The organism is Proteus cibi (assembly GCF_003144405.1).
Classification (GTDB): Bacteria; Pseudomonadota; Gammaproteobacteria; order Enterobacterales; family Enterobacteriaceae; genus Proteus; species Proteus cibi.
In genome coordinates, this window is the sequence record NZ_PENW01000018.1 from 199,707 (window position 1) to 218,355 (window position 18,649).

At 38.8% G+C, this 18,649-nt stretch carries 14 protein-coding genes and 1 riboswitch; of the genes, 5 read left to right on the plus strand and 9 right to left on the minus strand.

The window, feature by feature from the left end; translation table 11 throughout:
• The first annotated feature begins 25 nt into the window (after positions 1-25).
• A complete protein-coding gene (gene bcsB, locus DK865_RS10945) occupies positions 26-2,344 on the plus strand; it encodes a cellulose biosynthesis cyclic di-GMP-binding regulatory protein BcsB (RefSeq protein WP_109391921.1) in 2,319 nt (772 codons plus the stop codon).
• Between the two features lie 3 nt (positions 2,345-2,347).
• Complete coding sequence (bcsC, locus tag DK865_RS10950; protein ID WP_109391922.1) at positions 2,348-5,674, plus strand: cellulose synthase complex outer membrane protein BcsC; 3,327 nt, start codon at positions 2,348-2,350, stop codon at positions 5,672-5,674.
• An 80-nt stretch (positions 5,675-5,754) separates the two neighbouring features.
• Here the strand turns inward: bcsC and DK865_RS10955 are convergent, their stop codons facing one another.
• The 3 genes from DK865_RS10955 to DK865_RS10965 are packed head-to-tail and all read right to left on the minus strand — an operon-like array spanning position 5,755 to position 6,934.
• The gene (locus tag DK865_RS10955; protein WP_109391923.1) at positions 5,755-6,168 is read right to left on the minus strand and encodes a DUF6691 family protein; all 414 of its coding nucleotides are present in this window, start codon (positions 6,166-6,168) and stop codon (positions 5,755-5,757) included.
• A gap of 4 nt (positions 6,169-6,172) precedes the next feature.
• The gene (locus DK865_RS10960; RefSeq protein ID WP_109391924.1) at positions 6,173-6,607 is read right to left on the minus strand and encodes a YeeE/YedE family protein; all 435 of its coding nucleotides are present in this window, start codon (positions 6,605-6,607) and stop codon (positions 6,173-6,175) included.
• A 3-nt stretch (positions 6,608-6,610) separates the two neighbouring features.
• Positions 6,611-6,934 carry an ArsR/SmtB family transcription factor gene (locus DK865_RS10965; protein WP_036912417.1) on the minus strand — a complete coding sequence of 108 codons (324 nt, stop codon included), beginning with the start codon at positions 6,932-6,934 and terminating at the stop codon, positions 6,611-6,613.
• A gap of 105 nt (positions 6,935-7,039) precedes the next feature.
• On the opposite strand from DK865_RS10965, the gene DK865_RS10970 reads away from it, so the two are divergent.
• Entirely contained in the window at positions 7,040-7,549 is a 510-nt protein-coding gene (locus DK865_RS10970; protein WP_023581469.1) for a SprT family zinc-dependent metalloprotease, read from the plus strand.
• Between the two features lie 77 nt (positions 7,550-7,626).
• Here the strand turns inward: DK865_RS10970 and mgtE are convergent, their stop codons facing one another.
• The 4 genes from mgtE to hcp form a co-directional block, all read right to left on the minus strand.
• Positions 7,627-8,700 (minus strand): magnesium transporter, encoded by a 1,074-nt coding sequence (gene mgtE, locus DK865_RS10975; RefSeq protein ID WP_023581468.1) that lies wholly within the window; start codon positions 8,698-8,700, stop codon positions 7,627-7,629.
• A 75-nt stretch (positions 8,701-8,775) separates the two neighbouring features.
• Positions 8,776-8,947, minus strand: a riboswitch (M-box (ykoK) riboswitch).
• Between the two features lie 215 nt (positions 8,948-9,162).
• Positions 9,163-9,498, minus strand: a complete 336-nt coding sequence (locus tag DK865_RS10980) for a DUF6694 family lipoprotein (protein ID WP_023581467.1) — start codon at positions 9,496-9,498, stop codon at positions 9,163-9,165.
• Positions 9,499-9,769: 271 nt separating this feature from the next.
• On the minus strand, positions 9,770-10,774 hold the full coding sequence (gene hcr, locus DK865_RS10985; RefSeq protein WP_109391925.1) for an NADH oxidoreductase: 1,005 nt from the start codon (positions 10,772-10,774) through the stop codon (positions 9,770-9,772).
• A 58-nt stretch (positions 10,775-10,832) separates the two neighbouring features.
• Positions 10,833-12,485, minus strand: coding sequence for a hydroxylamine reductase (gene hcp / locus DK865_RS10990; protein ID WP_036912410.1), 1,653 nt, complete (start codon positions 12,483-12,485; stop codon positions 10,833-10,835).
• Positions 12,486-12,976: 491 nt separating this feature from the next.
• On the opposite strand from hcp, the gene DK865_RS10995 reads away from it, so the two are divergent.
• Positions 12,977-14,458, plus strand: coding sequence for an aldehyde dehydrogenase family protein (locus DK865_RS10995; RefSeq protein WP_023581463.1), 1,482 nt, complete (start codon positions 12,977-12,979; stop codon positions 14,456-14,458).
• A 186-nt stretch (positions 14,459-14,644) separates the two neighbouring features.
• Here the strand turns inward: DK865_RS10995 and DK865_RS11000 are convergent, their stop codons facing one another.
• Positions 14,645-16,045: an alanine/glycine:cation symporter family protein gene (locus DK865_RS11000; RefSeq protein ID WP_023581462.1), complete on the minus strand. Its 1,401-nt coding sequence runs from the start codon at positions 16,043-16,045 to the stop codon at positions 14,645-14,647.
• A 195-nt stretch (positions 16,046-16,240) separates the two neighbouring features.
• Between DK865_RS11000 and clcA the strand changes: the two genes are divergently transcribed.
• Entirely contained in the window at positions 16,241-17,659 is a 1,419-nt protein-coding gene (clcA, locus tag DK865_RS11005; RefSeq protein WP_109391926.1) for a H(+)/Cl(-) exchange transporter ClcA, read from the plus strand.
• Between the two features lie 70 nt (positions 17,660-17,729).
• Here clcA and tehB read toward each other — a convergent pair whose 3' ends face one another.
• Positions 17,730-18,584 carry an SAM-dependent methyltransferase TehB gene (gene tehB, locus DK865_RS11010; RefSeq protein WP_109391927.1) on the minus strand — a complete coding sequence of 285 codons (855 nt, stop codon included), beginning with the start codon at positions 18,582-18,584 and terminating at the stop codon, positions 17,730-17,732.
• Positions 18,585-18,649: the final 65 nt, after the last annotated feature.

Consider the following 18,649-nt stretch of genomic DNA (forward strand, 5'->3'; position numbering starts at 1 on the left):
AACAATAAGATCATGGGTAACAATAATGAAAAAACGTTTTCTCCTATTCGCCTTATTTATGCTCACTTCTTCAGTTCATGGAGATGAAACGCAAGAAGCGCAAAGCAATACTTCAGAGCCCCCCGTTACAATAACTGAAACAGCGCCTGAAGTTATTTCTCAAGCCAAGCCTAATACACAATTGCTTTCTGAAGATATCACGTCTTCTGCTCGCCAGAAGAGATTAAAATTTGCCGAGACAGCACCTAGTTATGGCGCACTTCATTTGACCGGTGTTAGCCCTGATGGCTATTTAGAATTTGGTGTGCGTAGTGATGAATATGTTTCAAAAGCGACTCTCGATTTAGAATTTACACCGTCTCCATCGCTACTTCCTGTGGAATCTCATCTTAATGTCTATTTAAATGATGAATTAATGGGAGTTATTACCTTAAAACAAGAAGATTTAGGTAAGAAAAACCAAATTACAATACCTATTGATCCTTTATTTATTCAAGATTTTAACCATATAAAGCTCTCTTTTATTGGTCATTATCGTGAAATTTGTGAAAATCAAGCAAATACAACCCTCTGGCTTGATGTAAGTAAAAGTAGCCAACTCAATCTGACCTTTCAATCACTCCGTTTAGGTAATGAATTAGCACACTTCCCAGAACCCTTTTTTGATAGCCGTGATTTTGGCGCATTAACATTGCCAATGGTCTTCAGCCAATCGCCTAATTTAGTTCAACAAAAAGCGGCAGCGATCCTCTCTTCTTGGTTTGGTACCCAAGTTGATTGGCGTAAACAAAATTACCCTGTTTATTATGATGCTTTGCCAAATCAGCACAGCATTGTTTTTGCAACCAATAAACAAAAACCCACCTTTTTAAAACAGCATCATGATGTGAAAGAGCCAACCATCGAAATGCTGACGCATCCAACCAATCCTTATATTAAGTTACTTCTTATTATGGGACGTGATGATAACGATTTGATCACGGCGGTAAACGGGATCGCCCGTGGGCAAGTTATCTTCAGAGGAAATATTGTCACAATTCATGAAGTAGAAAAATTGATCCCGCGTGAACCTTATGATGCGCCAAAATGGGTACAACTAAATAAACCTATCTACTTTAATACGCTACAAGACTATGAAGGTCAGTTGCAATCTCGCGGATTAAAACCGAATCCTATTACATTAAACATGACGTTACCGCCGGATCTATTTATGTTTAATAATACGGGATTGCAAATGCAATTGCGTTATCGTTACACCGCTCCCGCCTTTCAAGATAATTCTCGTATGTCTATTTCGGTCAACGACCATTTCATTAAAGCTTATCCCCTTGAAAAAGATAAAAAAGATAATCTGGTCATCGCTTACTTACCGCTTATTCAAGGCTGGATTGAGCATAAGAATTTATTGAATATTCCCGCAGTAAAACTGGGTGAACGAAACCAAATTACATTTGCCTTTGATTACACCAACCCTATTCCGGGTGGATCAGTAGATCAATGTATTACTTACCAACCTGTTCCAAATTCAGTCGCCATTGATGATTTATCTAATTTTAATTTTACAGGTGATTATCGACATTATATTGCACTACCTGACTTACGAGTTTATAGCCATGCAGGTTTTCCATTTAGCCGTTATGCGGATCTGTCAGAAACCTTGATTTTTATTAATCCGCAACCGTCTCCAACACAATTATCTACCCTATTAATATCAACAGGGAATATAGGTGCTCAAACAGGCTATCCTGCGCTAAATGTTTCATTAACCGATTCATTGGATGAAGTGCAAAAAAGGGATGCGGATCTACTCCTTATCGGAACCATTCCACCTGCATTCAATAATGATAAACAGATGAACGTACTGATTGATAAAGCACGTAGTGAAATCACGCTGCCTTCTCGTGAAATCAGTATCTTTAGCCACACAAGTTATCAGCCGACTGATAAACGACCTGATAGCCGAGTCTCACTGATCTCAAAAGGATCAATGGGCGCAATTATTGGTTTCCAATCCCCATTCTTTTCACAGCGTAGTGTTGTCGCATTATTGGCCGATAGTACACAAGGTTACAAACTGTTAAATGAGGCGATTAGTGATAGTGGTAAACGTGATGCAATGCATGGTTCAGTGGTCTTAGTAAGAGAATCTGGTGTAAATAGCTTGCGTGTAGGTGATACATATTTCGTCGGTTATTTACCTTGGTGGGAAGAGGTTTGGTATGTGTTTGCTTCCCACCCTATATGGCTTGGTTTAGCGGCAATTGTCGGCATTATTCTTGTCTCTCTTCTTATTTGGCGAGCCATGAAAATAAGAAGCCAACGTCGTTTAGCGGCTAAGGACTAAGCTATGTGGCAATTTGGTCACACACATCGCCACTCTGTTATTGCTCTCTTTTTGCTGACAGGCTTTTTGCCTGTCACGCAAGCCAGTGAAGAGACAACGGAAGCTTTTTTACAAGAGCAAGTGAGATTAGGAACATCCACGGGAAATGAAGCTTTAGTGGCTCAATCATTGCATCGTTTAGCATTAATTAAACCTAATGATCCTACTATTTTATTAATGCAAATTCAGTTTGCCGTAAAACAAAAAGACAATGCAAAAGCACAACAGCTATTTAGCCAGTTAGGCGCTCAATTTCCACAATCAGAGCAATATCAGCGTGCAATAAAAACCTTATCACTGACAACAGAAATTAATCGGCAAAAATTACAGCGTGCCCAGCTTTACCGTACTGCTGGGCGCTATGATGATGCGTTAAATTTATACGATGAAATTTATCGCGGAGTGCCCCCTGATGAGACTTTAGCGTTAGAATATATCCAAGTGCTGATGCACTCTTCTCATGATGATAAGAGAGATAGGCTTAATCATATTTATCACCAATATCCTCAGAATGAGCAAATAGCAAGCCTCTATCAGCAACAATCCACAATAAAATCAGCCGTGACAACAAACACAGTCAGTACCGCTTCCACGGTAAAACCTAAAACAGATGTTGCTTCATTGCCTATTGCGACCCTAAAACAAAAAGTACGACAACAACCTGATAATGCTGATGTTGTCGGGGCTTTGGGTGTACGTTATTCTCGTGCAAATCAACGTGGTGCTGCTATTTTCTATCTGTCTCAAGCACTAAAACTATCCCCCAATCATGATAATAGTGGGCAATGGCGGGCGATGTTGCAAGCTAACCAATATTGGCATCTCCTTTCAAAAGGCGATGAGGCGTTATTAAAACAAGATTATGAATTAGCTGAACGTTATTTTAACCAACTCAATAAATTAACCCCTTATGAAAGCGAGCCTTATATTGGTTTAGGTAACCTTGCGGTTGCACAACACCAATTAGATCTTGCTGAACACCATTATTTGCAAGCATTAAAGTATCACCCCAATCACTCTGCGACTTTACATAGCCTCGCAAAACTTTACCGCCAACAGTCGCATGATAAAGCACAACAATTTATTCATGGTTTAACACTAAGACAATATAAAAATTTGGCAGAAGATTATGGTTATATTATCTCAGGTATAAGACAAGATTTAGCGGCAGATGATGAGCATAAAGAGCAATACTTTAGTGCCATTGAAAAACGTAAAGCAATTGCTAAAGATTATCCTAATGATGTTTGGAATATTTACCGCCTTGCTGATGATTTATTAATCACCCAGCAAGGCTCTGTGGCTGAAGCGTATTTTAATCAGCTTAATCGTCGGCTCCCTAATGATCCCTCTCGTCTTTACGCTTATGCGCTATATCTCAATAAAACAGGGCGAGAGACTCAAGCGCTTGATACGTTAAAAACGATCCCTTTATCTCAACGCAGTGAGAGCATGAAAGCGTTAGATAGCCGATTACGTTTTGGTGAAATAGTCGCGCATGCAGAGTCTCTACGCGCCAAAGGACAAGAGCAACAAGCTGTTGATTATCTTTTTGCCCATATTCCACCAGAACAAAAAATGCAGACTTATTTGCTATTAGCAAACTGGGCGCAAGAGCGAAATAACCTTGAACAAGCCCTCAGTTATTATCATGCCGTTCTAAATCTGGGATCTAACAATGAAACAGCACTACTAGGTGCAACAGAGATTGCCTTAGCACAAGGACAAGAAGCACAGGCAAAATACTATCTTGCAAAAATAGCAACACTTTCACCTAGCCAGTTTAATAATAACGCTATTAGACGCGTCGCCAATGCGGAAAAAGAGGTAGGCAATACAGAAAAAGCACAACACTATTTTGCTTATTTGACACAACAAATTGAAACAGAGCCAGACAGTGCTGATCCTTTAATATTACGCGATATTGCTCGTTTTCAGCGTGATGAACAATATCATCAGCAAGCTCACTATTATTATCAACAAGCTATGCTTAAGGAGGGAATAACAGATAGGTTGCCAAAAGATAATATTGAATACACCACATTAATGCGTAATAACGAAAAAGATAATTGGCTATCTCGGAGTTTACGCGCTGATGCTGACGCGCTTTATCGCCAACAAGAGTGGCGATTTACGCTTGAGCATGATTATTGGGGCTCTAGTGGTAGCGAAGGCTATTCAAAACTACGCGCCCACACCACAATGTTACAACTCGATCACCCTGTTTATGATGGGCGTTTCTTCTGGCGTGCAGACTTAGTTAATCTTAATAGTGGCAAATTGGGTACATCACCTTATGAGTCTAAATTTGGAACTTGTTATCGCACTGGCTGTTTCCCACTAGAGCAAAAATCCTTTGGTGTTAGCCCTGCAATTGGCTGGGAAAATGGTCAATGGCAATGGGATCTTGGTACAACACCACTGGGTTTTGAAGTCACTGATTGGGTTGGTAAAATCGCCTATAGCCATGATCTTTTTAATGTAGGCTGGACACTTGATGTTCACCGTCGCCCAGTGAATAGCGCTTTGCTTGCTTTTGGTGGTCAACGCGATATTTGGACAAATCAAACATGGGGTGGTGTTAGAAGAACTGGCGTTCGTTTAAGCGGAAGCTATGATTTAGGCGGAAAAAATGGCTACTGGGGCGAAGTTTCTGTTGATAAATTGACAGGTAAAAATGTTGAAGATAATAGCAGTGTTCGAGGCATGGGTGGCTATTATTATAAGCTTATCAATGAGAACAACCGTCGCATTTCTGTTGGGTTAAGTACGATGCTTTGGCATTATGATAAAGACTTGAGTGGATACACTTTAGGTCAAGGTGGTTATTATAGTCCTCAAAAATATGTCTCTTTAGGGGTCCCGATTAATTATCGTGAACGTACTGAAAATTGGTCTTGGGAATTATCAGGTTCCGTTTCTTGGTCTTATTCCCAAACGGATGACAGAAAACGCTATCCTTTACAAAATCTCGTGTCTATCGATAAATTTAATCGCTATATGGATGGACTTAGCCCTGAAGATCGAGAAGAGATGATGAGGCTTTATTATCAAGAGCGTGATGCTGTTGATAAAGGAGACTCCAGCAATGGTTTTGGTTATACCGCAAGAGCATTAGTTGAACACCGTATTACCCCACATTGGTTTATTGGTGCGGCTATCGATATTCAACAAGCCAAAAACTATACCCCAAGCCATGCATTAATGTACTTACGTTATTCATTTGATGGTTGGAACGGTGATTTAGATTTACCACCAAATCCTCTTATTCCTTATGCTGACTTTAAATAACGTTCAATACATTAAATACACAAACGGGAAGCTCAGGCCTCCCGTTTAACGTTTTCGCTAACATAGTGATAGTATTGCGGTTATTGCGCTTTGCGCAAAAATCCAACGAGCAACCAACCGACAATCATGGCAAGGACAAATAAAATGCCTTGATAAAACCCAGCGCCTGCTAATACCAAGCCTGGACCTGGACAAATTCCCGCTAATCCCCAACCAAGACCGAATAATACACTGCCTAGCACTAAGGGTTTATCAATCACTTTATTGGTCGGGATATTTAAAGGACATGCTAATACACTTTGTTGTCTATGGCGTGTTAATTGGTAACCTATCACGCTGACAACCAGCCCAGCGCCCATGATGATCAATAAAGAGGGGTCCCAGTTTCCCGTAATATCCAGAAAACCTATAATTTTTTGCGGATTGCTCATTCCACCAACAATCAATCCTGCACTGAATAGAAGGCCACAAAGAAAAGCAACAAATTTAGTCATTCTCTTAGCCTCCTATCACATGACGCTGAATATAAACAGTAATAAATGCAGTCACCATAAAGATCAAAACGGCCACCATCGAGCGACGCGATAATCGCGCTAATCCACAAATACCATGCCCACTAGTGCAACCATTGCCTAAACGCGTACCTGCTCCCACCAGAATTCCGGCAATAATTAACATCCAAGGTGACGTTTCAATCACAGGCGATAAAGGTCTATCAAAAAAATAAAACAGTGTAGGTGCGATTAACATGCCAAGTAAAAATGCCCAACGCCAACCATTTCCCTGCTGTTTTGTTGATAAAACACCACCTAGAATACCGCTGATCCCTGCAATACGACCATTAAATAACAGTAAAATGGCAGCCGCTGCACCTATCATAAGCCCACCAATTGCCGCGCTTAAAGGCGTAAAGTGAACCCAATCTATATTCATAAATTAACCTGCTATAGGACAATAAAGCTGATAAAGCGTATTGAGAAGTACAAGAACTTTTTCATCAGCAATAGAATAAAAGATACGTTTTCCATCACGACGAGTATTTACTAACCCTTCATTGCGCAAAACGGTTAGCTGTTGAGAAAGTGTCGGTTGACGAATACCTAAACTCTCTTCTAATTCGCTCACACTTTTTTCGCCCTGACTTAACTGACACAATAATAAGAGGCGATCGCCATTTCCTAGCGTCTTAAGCATGCTGGACGCTTCATTAGCCGCCAATTTCATTGCATCTAATAAATCAGGTTGAACTCGTTGTGTCATGGTAAACTCCATAATCAATATACTTTTTAATAATATGTTAATTTATATATTGTGCAAGTTTTCTTTTTATTGCGTGTTTGTATAAGGCGCTATATGCTCTGTAACATGAAAACGGTAAGAGTCCCCATCGCCTTAGTGCAAAGCGTTATGCGAACACTGCGTGAAAAATTGCAGCAGGCTAATCTTTATCTTAATACAAATTACCCAGAACCTACTCTACATTATAATCAGAGAGGAACTATTGCAGGCAGTGCCTATTATGCAAATTGGGAAATCCGTATTAATCCTACATTATTGATTGAAAATAAACAGAATTTTATTGAAGAAGTTATTCCTCATGAATTAGCGCATTTATTAGTTAATCGCCATTTTGGGCGTGTAGCGCCTCATGGGAAAGAGTGGAAATGGATGATGGAAACCGTATTACAAGTTTCAGCTAAACGAACCCATCATTTTGATGTCAGCGCAGTTAAAGCGAAAACCTTTCCTTATGCTTGCCATTGTGAAGAGAAACATCAGCTTACCATTCGTCGTCATAACAAAGTATTACGTGGAGAAACACAATACCGTTGCCGCCATTGTCAGGCTATTTTGCAATTTATTAAGCATGAATAAATGCAGACAAAAATAAAGCCGATGTGTTGATTAATTCACATCGGCTTTATCTTGAAAAATGAATATATGGGATTATCTTAAGCAAACTCGCTCATCACATGAGATGCGATCTCAAAGTAAATAATAAGACCTGTACCATCAATTAACGTCGCGATAAACGGTGCTGAAACAACCGCAGGATCAATACCTAAACGCTTTAATACCATTGGAATAATAGACGAAACAATCGCACTCCAAACAGTGATTGAAATCAGCGTTAAGCCAACCACAATCATCACTTCCATCCCCACACCTAAGAACCAAGCACGCACAAAACCCGCAATCCCCATAGTCAGTGCAACCATTATCGATGTGGTGATCTCTTTTCTTAATACAGACCAAACATTGCGTAAGCTCACTTCCCCTAATGCCATAGCACGTACTAGTGTAGAGGTGATCTGTGTACCGCTATTTCCGCCAGTACCAATCAGCAACGGAATAAAGAAGGCTAATGAAATTGCAGCTTCTAGTCTATCTTCAAAAGCATGTAATACGGTACTGGTATACGCTTCTGCTACAAACAACATCAACAACCACACAACACGCTTACGCCATAATGTGACTGGGCTGGTTTCTAAATAAGGTTGCTCTAAAGGCGACGTTGCCCCCTGCATTTGTGCATCAAGTGTATTTTCATCTTCAATTAATTCAGCAATATCTTGAGGACGTAAAACACCGACTAATTTTCCAAAATGCATCACGGGTACACTGTCTAGACCACTATGGCTAATCAGTTGGTACACATCATGTCGATTCTGCTCTGGTGAGACAGAGAAAAAGGTTTGACGCATCACATCGGACACAAACAGATCATTAGCGGCTGTTAGTAATGATTTAACGGGCAAAATCCCATTGAGATAATTATCTTTATCCACCACATATAAATAGGTTGGAATTAATTCATCTTTTAAATCATTAACCAATTGAGCTTTCACATTTTCAACAGAATCAGCGACAGAAACCGCAATATAAGACTGGCTCATATAAGCACTAACGGTTGCATCATCTTTTAAACGATTGTATTGGTCTTGAGTTGAGTTGTTTTGTGGTGTGTTTAAGGATGCATCTGCAACTAATACAGCATCCATTTTGTTTTGAGTATTGAATTTCATTTTGTGGTTCCCTATTACTGTTTGTGTTTAGCAAATCAGTTCTCCATAGGGGCGAAACCAGAAGCGAGAATGCAAAAGCTATCTACACGTCTCGGTTTTAGCACTATACAACGTATCCGATGAATACTGGAAGTTACATGGGGATATACCTTCGGTCGATATATCCTGTCCTAATCTTGGGCGTCTCTCGACGTCGTCAGATCAGTAACCTGTGTTTGTATAGGAGCCTCGCCTAACGAGATACTGCACTTTTCTTGCGAATGCGGCGCGCATTATAACCACTCACAATATAATGAAAAGCACGATAGCCGTTTTGTTTAAGTTCTATTGAAAAATAACTCGCAAAATTCATCACACAATTAAACAATATAATTTCATTCGAAATTAATATATAAAAAAGAAATGAGGTTTTCCTAAAAAAACGAAAATCGTATAGTAAAAGATAATCTGTATATTAATTGATTATTTAAATGCTAATTTTTGTACTCTTATTTCTTCTGCTTGTAAGAATATCTCTTTTACCGTTTTACCATCTAATGATTGGCACATTTTACGCGTGATAATATCCGCATTTTCATGACGACCAGCGATCACTAAATCATTAAAATTAATATCATTAAGAATAGCCAATTCTATTGCTTCATCAAAACGCGATTGTTCATCAAGGGGTAGTGAATTGCGCATTTCAACAATTGAGATACGTAGCGATTCTACATTAGAGCCATCAAGGGTTTGTTGAGGTTTTTCACAGCCAGATAACATGACACTAAACAAACAAATAACTAACAATTTTTTCATATATCCCCCCTTACCCAGTCAATAGTTTAAATAATAGCAGAATGTTTATAAGGAAACTCCCCACTAACTAAAATATATTTTTAATTAGTCATCATTTCCAATATTTTTATTATTTTGAATAAATAAAAACCTTCTTTAATTTAAAATAAAGGGAAGCATTTTCCAGATTATTTGTTTTTTTAATAGGAGGAATAGACATAAAAAACCCTGTTAATAAATAAACAGGGTAAAAAAACAGGGAAAATAGAAGGAAAGACTTAATAGAAAGAGGTTAAGCGAGCTCAACATCTCCTTTTAAACGACAGCTACATGCTAAAACATAGCCTTGAGCTATCTCTTCAGCCGTTAATGTACTGGTACTGCTAACATCATAATCACCACTTACAATACGCGTTTTACAACTACCGCAAACGCCGGCTCGACAAGCAGCAAAGACAGGAACTTTATTTTCTTCCATAGCAGATAATAAAGTCACACCAACAGGCACTTTAATTTGTGATAATGGATGGCGAATAGTCATGGTTAATTGTTCGTTTTCATCAACACAAACAGGCTCATCACCAAAACGTTCCATAAAGATATTCTCAGCAGGTACACCAAGATTTCTTGCAAAACGTCCCGTGTCTTCCATATAACTATTTGGACCACAGCACATGACGGTACGACTCGCAATATCAGGTACTAATGCAGCTAATTTTTCTTGAGAAATACGTCCACTAAATAGCCCTTTATTATCAGGTAATTTAGGCATCATGATAAAATTAAGATTGTATGGATATGCATTAGCTAATTCGATCCACTCTTTCTCAAAAATAAACTGACTCTGTTCACGAATATTAAAAATAACCGTGATATCTGCTTTAGGCTGATTATTTAACAACCAACGCGTCATCGACATTACAGGTGTCACACCACATCCTGCAGCCAACATTAAATAGCGCGCACCTTCTTTACCCGCGCAAGTAAATTCCCCCTGAGCATCAGATAACCACAGATAATCACCCGGTTTTACTTGTGAAGTTAACCAATTTGAACCTACACCATTTTCTAAACGGCGAACGGTTAAAGTAATAAATGGGCTTAATCCTGGGGAAGATGAAATGGTATAAGCACGCATTATTTCATCACTATTATTGATACTCACCAGTGCAAATTGACCCGGTTTATAAGCATAAAAGTCATGATTAATTAAATTTAACGTCCACACTTCAGGTGTTTCCTGATTAATAGAGTGAACTTGCATACGATTAGGACAAAGAGAAGTAGGCATCGTCATGGATATTGATCCCTCACCGAAGCCCTTAGGCTTCGGTAATGATAATGAATTTAAAACATTAAGCAGAAAGAATATCTTTAAGATCTTGTTCTGGTGTAGTAATAGAGCGCATACCAAATTTTTCATTGAGTACCGCCAGCAGATTGTCAGTTAAGAACGCAGGTGCTGTTGGACCGGTATAAATGTTTTTCACGCCTAATGAAAGCAGAGTCAATAAGATAACAATCGCTTTTTGCTCGAACCAAGAGAGAATTAAAGACAGTGGTAAGTCATTCACTCCACAACCTAATTTCTCAGCAAGGTTAACCGCTAGCATAATCGCTGAGTAAGCATCGTTACACTGACCCACATCAAGTAAGCGTGGTAAGCCTTCTAAAGTCCCGAAATCCAGTTTATTGAAACGGTATTTACCACACGCCAACGTCATAATTAAACAGTCTTGTGGAATTTCTCTTGCAAGATCGGTGTAGTAACTACGTTCACCACGGCTACCATCACAACCCCCTACTAAGAAAACATGACGTAATTTTTTCTGTGAGACTAAATCAATCACGGTATCAGCAGCATTTAATAGTGTTTCACGACCAAAACCCACTGTAATTAAATGCTCAATTTCATTGTATGGGAACCCTTCTAATGATTGTGCTTGTGCAATCATTTCAGAAAAATCATCACCAGTAATATGTTTTACGCCAGGCCAGCCAACAATACTGCGCGTCCAAATACGGTCACCGTAATTGCCTACATTCGGATCAATAATACAGTTTGAAGTCATTAATACAGGACCAGGAAATTTTGCAAACTCAATTTGCTGATTCTGCCAACCGCTTCCATAATTACCCACTAAATGTTTGTATTTTTTAAGTTCTGGATAACCATGAGCAGGTAACATTTCACCATGAGTATAAACGTTGATCCCTTTGCCTTCAGTTTGCTCAAGTAGCATTTGCAGATCTTTCAGGTCATGACCTGAAATTAAAATAGCTTTACCCGCGACAGGGCGTACGTTAACAGTAACGGGTGTCGGGTTACCATAAGCTTGAGTTTCGCCTTTATCAAGAATAGCCATAATGCGGAAGTTCATTTGACCAATGCCCATCGCATTTTCTAACAGCTCATTCATATCAGAAGGGTCCGTGCCTAACCACGCCATATAGTGGTGATATTCTGCATAAATTTCATTGTCATACTGACCTAAAACATGCGCGTGCTCCATATAAGCAGCCGCCCCTTTTAAGCCATACAAGCACAGCATACGTAATCCATGAAGATCATCACCGATCTGCGCTTTATCTGCATTTAAAGCAAAAAGCTGAGCTTGTTTTTGTAAGCTGTCTAAATCGTTACCCGCTAATTGGATTTCAGCTCTTGGATTAGTAACTTGAATTGCTGCATTTTTCGCTAAAGTCCGAGATTTCAAGCTTTCACGGAAATAGATAGCTTCTTTCGCATAACCAACAATGCGATCAGAATCAAAGTTGACGTTAGTTAACGTAGAAAAAAAAGCACGAGGAGCAAAGCTATCGACATCATGATCAATAATATCAACGCTACGTGCTGCGAGAGCCCATGCTGAAAGCCCTTCTAATACCGCAACAAGTAAATCTTGAAGATCAGAAGTTTCTGCTGTTTTACCACACATACCTTGCGCATAGGCACAACCATTACCTACAGGCGTTTTCATTGTTTGTTCACATTGCACACAATACATATCGTATTCCTTCTAATAAAAGATAACGCTTTATTTTTATAAGTTGCATTTCAGATACAACATAAGAATACGCCATTTTTATAAGAGAGAAAGTGCAATATTGAACAATTTAAATGTTGTTTGATCTAACGCAATTTATCGCAAATCTTTTAATACCCCTTTTTTTATCCTTTGATTTTGCTTAAGCATCAAAAAAATTTCTAACAAAGAGAGCATTATTGCATTACGCCGATGGTGACCAAATAAGAAGGAATATTGAAGAATTATTGATGGTTATTTTTGTTTAATCATATAAAGACTGAGAGATGAAACGATTAAGTTTATCCATTTTTGTTAAATCAGTAATATTCATTACTATTTTTTATAGTTAATATCACCTATTGCATCAATAGCTAATCAAACTTTTTCAATTGATATATGTTATTAGCACGAGTATTACGAAATGAAACTACATATTTGAATGATGCTCATCCCTACATTGGAGATTAAAAATGATTAAACTAAATAATGTTCCATCAGAATTTCGCCCTCTTGAAAGCTACAAAATGCTAATTGGAGGAGAATGGGTATCTAGCACATCGCAAAAAACAACCAAAACCTATAGCCCAGCTACTGGTGAATTATTAAGTGAATACCAATCTGGTAGTGCTGAAGATGTGGAACGCGCAGTGAGCGCTGCACGTAAGGCATTCAAAACATGGAGTAAAACATCACCTGCTGAGCGCCAAGCCCTCTTATTAAAAATCGCGGATCGCTTAGAACAAGAACAAGAACGTTTTGCTTGGATTGAATCGCTTGATAACGGTAAGCCGCTCAATGAGTCGAAAAACATAGATTTACCCGCCTCTATTGACCATTTTCGATATTTTGCAGGCGTGATACGCTCTCATACCGATGAAAGTGCCGTCCTAGACGAAAATACCATTAGCCTTGTTATTCGCGAACCTATTGGTGTTGTTGGTCAAATTATTCCATGGAACTTCCCATTATTAATGGCAGCATGGAAATTGGCGCCAGCGATTGCAGCAGGTGATACAGTGGTTATTAACCCAGCAACACTGACTTCCCTTTCATTATTAGAGCTAGGTCGTATTTTGAATGAAATATTACCAGCTGGTGTAATTAATATTGTTACAGGGCGCGGATCTGTTGTAGGACAAGCTATTTTAGAGCACGAAGATATTGATAAACTTGCTTTTACAGGTTCTACCAATGTCGGTTATACCGTAGCAGAAGCAGCAGCGAAAAAAATGGTTCCGGCAACATTGGAATTAGGCGGTAAATCAGCCAATATCGTGTTCCCTGATGCAAACATGAAAAAAGCGGTCAAATATTCAGCATTAGCAATATTGATGAACCAAGGACAAGCTTGTGAATCAGGTTCACGTCTGTTCTTACATAAAGATATTCATGATGAATTTTTGAAAGCATTAAAAACTGAATTTGAGAGTATTCGTGTCGGTGACCCACTTGATCCAAATACGCAAATGGGTACACAAGTTAGTCAAGATCAAATGGATACCATCTTAGGCTACGTTGAACTCGCGAAAAAAGAAGGCGCGACTGTTTTAACTGGTGGTGAGCGTATTACTGGTGAAGGTTATGATGACGGATTCTTTGTTCGTCCAACTATCATCATCAACGCAACAAACCAAATGCGTGTCGCCCGAGAAGAAATTTTTGGACCTGTGTTGTGTGTTATTCCATTCGATAATGAAGATGAAGTAATCGAAATGGCGAATGACTCTGAATATGGTCTTGGTGGTGGTGTTTGGACTCAAGATATTAACCGTGCCTTACGTGTTGCAAAAGCAGTAAGAACCGGTCGTATGTGGGTTAACACTTATCACGAACTCCCAGCACATGCCCCATTTGGGGGTTACAAGAAATCAGGTTTAGGACGTGAAACACATAAAATGATGTTGGATGCTTATAGCCAAGTGAAAAACATCTTCATCAGTATGAAAGAATAAGATTTTCTCTCTTTTCTAAATTCTTATAAATATAATATCTATACTCATCTCTTCGCCTTCTCCCCAGAAGGCTTTTTATTATCTGTAATCTCACATCTAAAGTGATTACCATAAAAAAAACCGCATACTTATCACGATAAAGTATGCGGTTTTATGTTGTGCTGTTGGTCAATAAGTAAGAACGAGTTACTCTGCTTCAGCTTCTTTTTTACTCACTGAGTGAGTTTCTTTATCTAACTCAATACGATCAGCGTTAACATCTTTTATATGATCTCTTGTTAAGCGATAAACTACAGGACTTAATAAAGCTAATGCGATTAAGTTAGGAATAGCCATCATGGCATTGAGAGTATCGGCTAGTAACCACACAAACTCTAACGATTGCGTTGCCCCAACAGGTAACGCAATTAACCATGCAATCCGAAATGGCATAATCGCCTTAGGTCCAAAAAGATATTGCACACATTTTTCACCGTAAAAACTCCAACCTAAAATTGTGGTAAATGCAAAAATGGCTAATGCAATTGCCACAATATAGTTACCCCCCGGAATAGCGATAGAGAATGATGCAGCGGTTAATGTTGCGCCACTTTGCCCTGTTAACCATTGTCCAGTGATAACAATCGTTAATCCTGTAACAGAACAAACAATGATGGTATCAATAAAAGTTCCCAACATCGCAATCAAACCTTGGCGAACCGGGTTTTGTGTTTTTGCCGTCGCATGGGCAATAGGCGCACTCCCCAATCCTGCTTCATTTGAAAAAACACCACGCGCTACACCAAAGCGGATCGCAGCCCAAACCGCGGCACCAGCAAAACCACCTTGAGCGGCAACGGGAGTAAATGCAGATTTAACAATCAGGACAATAGCATCAGGGATCGCAGTCACATTCAATGCTAAAACAACAATACCTGCACCGAAATAACCGACGGTCATAATAGGAACTAACTTACCCGCAACATCAGCAATGCGCTTAATGCCCCCAATGAGTACAGCACCGACTAAAATAACGAGTACAATAGCGGTGATGGTAGTCGAAATACCAAAGTTACTTTCCAGTACATCCGCCACAGAGTTTGCTTGTACTGTATTACCTATACCAAAACCCGCAAAACTACCAAAAATAGCAAAAACAGTGCCTAACCAAACCCAATTTTTACCTAAGCCATTTTTGATGTAGTACATTGGTCCACCGACATAGTTTCCATATTTATCAACTTCACGGAAACGTACAGCTAGCACGGCTTCTGAATATTTGGTTGCCATTCCCACTAATGCGGTCATCCACATCCAGAACAATGCACCTGGACCCCCTAAGACAACAGCCGTTGCAACACCGGCAATATTACCGGTTCCGATAGTGGCAGATAGTGCAGTCATCAACGCATTAAAGGGTGATATTTGCCCTTCGCCTCGTTTATCATTTTTTTCAAATAAAAGCTTAAACCCTGTTCCTAATTTCCTAATAGGTAAAAAGCCAAGTCGAAACTGCATAAAAAGACCGATACCGAGAATGCCGACAAGCATCGGAACTCCCCATACCACGCCATTTATAGCGCTTAATATATTTGTGATGAAATCCATAATTTACCCTTTCTCGTCCAAATGTTATCTAAATATGTATTTTTTGTTATCAATTACACTAAAGATGAAAAAGAGAAAATATGCTAGAAAAAAAAACGACTAATTCTAAAATTGACTTAGTTATGTGAGAAATATCACTTCATTATTAAATTACGCTATCATTAGGTTCATCGTTACAATACTTCAATCAAAGTTATGCATAATCATAAATCAACACAGAACGCCCAAAATGAACGACGCTTTAATCTGTTCAGAAAAACGCAAGAAACCAACCTTGCTCCACTAAAAATCCTGCTATTATCCGCTGTGGTTGGCTCTTTAGCTGGATTAGTCGGTGTTTTATTTGAAAAAAGTGTTAGTTGGGTGATTCATTTTCGACAAGAAGAATTTATTAAAACCTTTACTAATCCTTATATTCTAGCGATCTGTACATTACTTTTTTCCGCTATTCTGGCAATGGTGGGATATTATTTAGTTAAGAAATTCTCACCCGAATCAGGGGGATCAGGAATACCTGAAATTGAAGGTGCCATGATAGATATTCGTCCTGTTCGTTGGTGGCGAGTATTACCCATAAAATTTATTGCCAGTATTGGAACTTTAGGTTCTGGTATGGTATTAGGGCGAGAAGGTCCAACAGTTCAATTGGGCGCCAATATCGGTCAACTCGTCAATGACATTTCGCGAGTAAAAGATAAAGAGTCATGCCATACACTATTAGCGACAGGAGCTGCTGCAGGATTAACGGCAGCGTTTAATGCCCCTCTGGCTGGTATTTTATTTATTATTGAGGAAATGCGACCTCAGTTTAAATACAGTCTTATTTCAATTAAAGCGGTCTTTATTGGCGTTATTATGTCTTGCATTGTTTTTCGCCTATTTAATGGTGAAGGTGGTGTTATTCATATCGGTAAATTTTCATCCGCACCACTAAATACGCTCTGGTTATATTTAGTTTTAGGTATGTTATTTGGCATTATTGGCGTTATATTCAGTAAATTACTTTTCTATGTTCAAACCCAATTTCAGCATTTCTATCAAGATAAAACATCACGCTTTGTTTTAACCGGTGGCATCATCGGAGGGACTTGTGGCCTATTAGCATTAATTATTCCTGAAATAACAGGAGGTGGGTTTAGTATTATTCCCGCTCTCAGTACGGGAGAATATTCCCTTATTGCGTTATTGCTTTTCTTTGTTTTACGAACCATCACATCCATTATCAGTTTTGCCTCTGGTGCTCCTGGCGGTATATTCGCTCCCACTCTGGCACTAGGTACACTATTTGGGAGTGCATTCGGATTAACAGCAACCTTGCTTTTCCCTGATTATCAAATTCAAATTGGTACGTTTGCTATAGCAGGAATGGGGGCTTTATTTGCTGCAACGGTAAGGGCTCCTCTAACAGGGATCGTCCTCGTATTAGAAATGACGGATAATTATCAACTGATCTTGCCGATGATCATTACCTGTTTAGGTGCAACCATGTTGGCGCAACTCTTAGGTGGGCGCCCTATTTATACGGTTTTATTAGAACGGATATTACAAAAGTCTGAGCAAAAAGAACAATCAGACCAAGTCCCTGACATTAAAAGTGATAAATCACCACATTAATAAAACTCGCTAGATCAGATAAAAAAATACCCCAATTGTTTGGGGTATTTAAAAGAGATGATAGTTTTAGCTATTTTTTACGTGCGATTAACGTAGCAAAATTTAAGGCGATCCGATTGCCATTTGCATCTGTTTTATGTAAATGCCCTGGATCTTCATTATATTTAATCACATCCCAGTCTTTATAATAATCAGCTAATTCGTTTGGACGTAAAAAGGTTTTAAATGGAATTTCAGCTGGATCACTATTCGGCGTTTCAACAGGACAAACAATCACATTAATACCGTTAGAGTTGGTACATTCCTGCATATTTTTAATAATACTTTCAATACGTTCCCGTTGGCAGAACATTAATACAACGGTTGAAAGAATAATATCGTATTTTTCATTAAGTGAAGCGTCATTAATGTCATATAAGCCACTTTTTACTGCTAAACCTGTTTTAGTTTTAACTGTTTCAATCGCATCAATATGTGAAGCATTAATATCTAATGCCGTCACATTATAGCCTTTAGACGCTAAATAGAAGCTGTTTCGACCACGACCGGCACCTAAATCTAACACCTTACAAGGTTGAGTAAACGTTGCCATATAGCGTATTTCTGAATGCGGTAATGATAAGTCGTTTTCTTTAAATAGCTTATCTTCAGGGGCACATAAAAAAGAGAGTTGGCAACAGACATCATCACTTGTTTTATCTATTTTATGCCACTGTTGAGGTTGAATTAAAGGTGGCTGATTTTCAGTATCACACTCAACTGAAATTTGTGACCCATCATCATTAAAAACAACAAATGTCATATTACCTTGCAATACTCGCATTTGGGCATAAGTGCCTTCCTTTGTATTGTGGCGTTCTAATAAAGCTAAAGGAATGGATGTACGAGTCCACTCTGGCATTGTTTTATAACTGACAAGTTCCATCATTCAACCCCTCATAAGATGCATTTTAAATACATCTTATTGCAATCATTATCTTTCGTAAAGAA

Excerpts from the sequence above, each read along its gene's own strand:
- tehB (WP_109391927.1), bottom strand. The coding sequence starts at position 18,584 with ATGGAACTTGTCAGTTATAAAACAATGCCAGAGTGGACTCGTACATCC.
- DK865_RS10960 (WP_109391924.1), bottom strand. The coding sequence starts at position 6,607 with ATGAATATAGATTGGGTTCACTTTACGCCTTTAAGCGCGGCAATTGGT.
- DK865_RS11000 (WP_023581462.1), bottom strand. The coding sequence starts at position 16,045 with ATGGATTTCATCACAAATATATTAAGCGCTATAAATGGCGTGGTATGG.
- mgtE (WP_023581468.1), bottom strand. The coding sequence starts at position 8,700 with ATGAAATTCAATACTCAAAACAAAATGGATGCTGTATTAGTTGCAGAT.
- DK865_RS10970 (WP_023581469.1), top strand. The coding sequence starts at position 7,040 with ATGAAAACGGTAAGAGTCCCCATCGCCTTAGTGCAAAGCGTTATGCGA.
- DK865_RS10995 (WP_023581463.1), top strand. The coding sequence starts at position 12,977 with ATGATTAAACTAAATAATGTTCCATCAGAATTTCGCCCTCTTGAAAGC.
- DK865_RS10980 (WP_023581467.1), bottom strand. The coding sequence starts at position 9,498 with ATGAAAAAATTGTTAGTTATTTGTTTGTTTAGTGTCATGTTATCTGGC.
- clcA (WP_109391926.1), top strand. The coding sequence starts at position 16,241 with ATGCATAATCATAAATCAACACAGAACGCCCAAAATGAACGACGCTTT.
- hcr (WP_109391925.1), bottom strand. The coding sequence starts at position 10,774 with ATGACGATGCCTACTTCTCTTTGTCCTAATCGTATGCAAGTTCACTCT.
- bcsB (WP_109391921.1), top strand. The coding sequence starts at position 26 with ATGAAAAAACGTTTTCTCCTATTCGCCTTATTTATGCTCACTTCTTCA.
- DK865_RS10955 (WP_109391923.1), bottom strand. The coding sequence starts at position 6,168 with ATGACTAAATTTGTTGCTTTTCTTTGTGGCCTTCTATTCAGTGCAGGA.
- bcsC (WP_109391922.1), top strand. The coding sequence starts at position 2,348 with ATGTGGCAATTTGGTCACACACATCGCCACTCTGTTATTGCTCTCTTT.
- hcp (WP_036912410.1), bottom strand. The coding sequence starts at position 12,485 with ATGTATTGTGTGCAATGTGAACAAACAATGAAAACGCCTGTAGGTAAT.
- DK865_RS10965 (WP_036912417.1), bottom strand. The coding sequence starts at position 6,934 with ATGACACAACGAGTTCAACCTGATTTATTAGATGCAATGAAATTGGCG.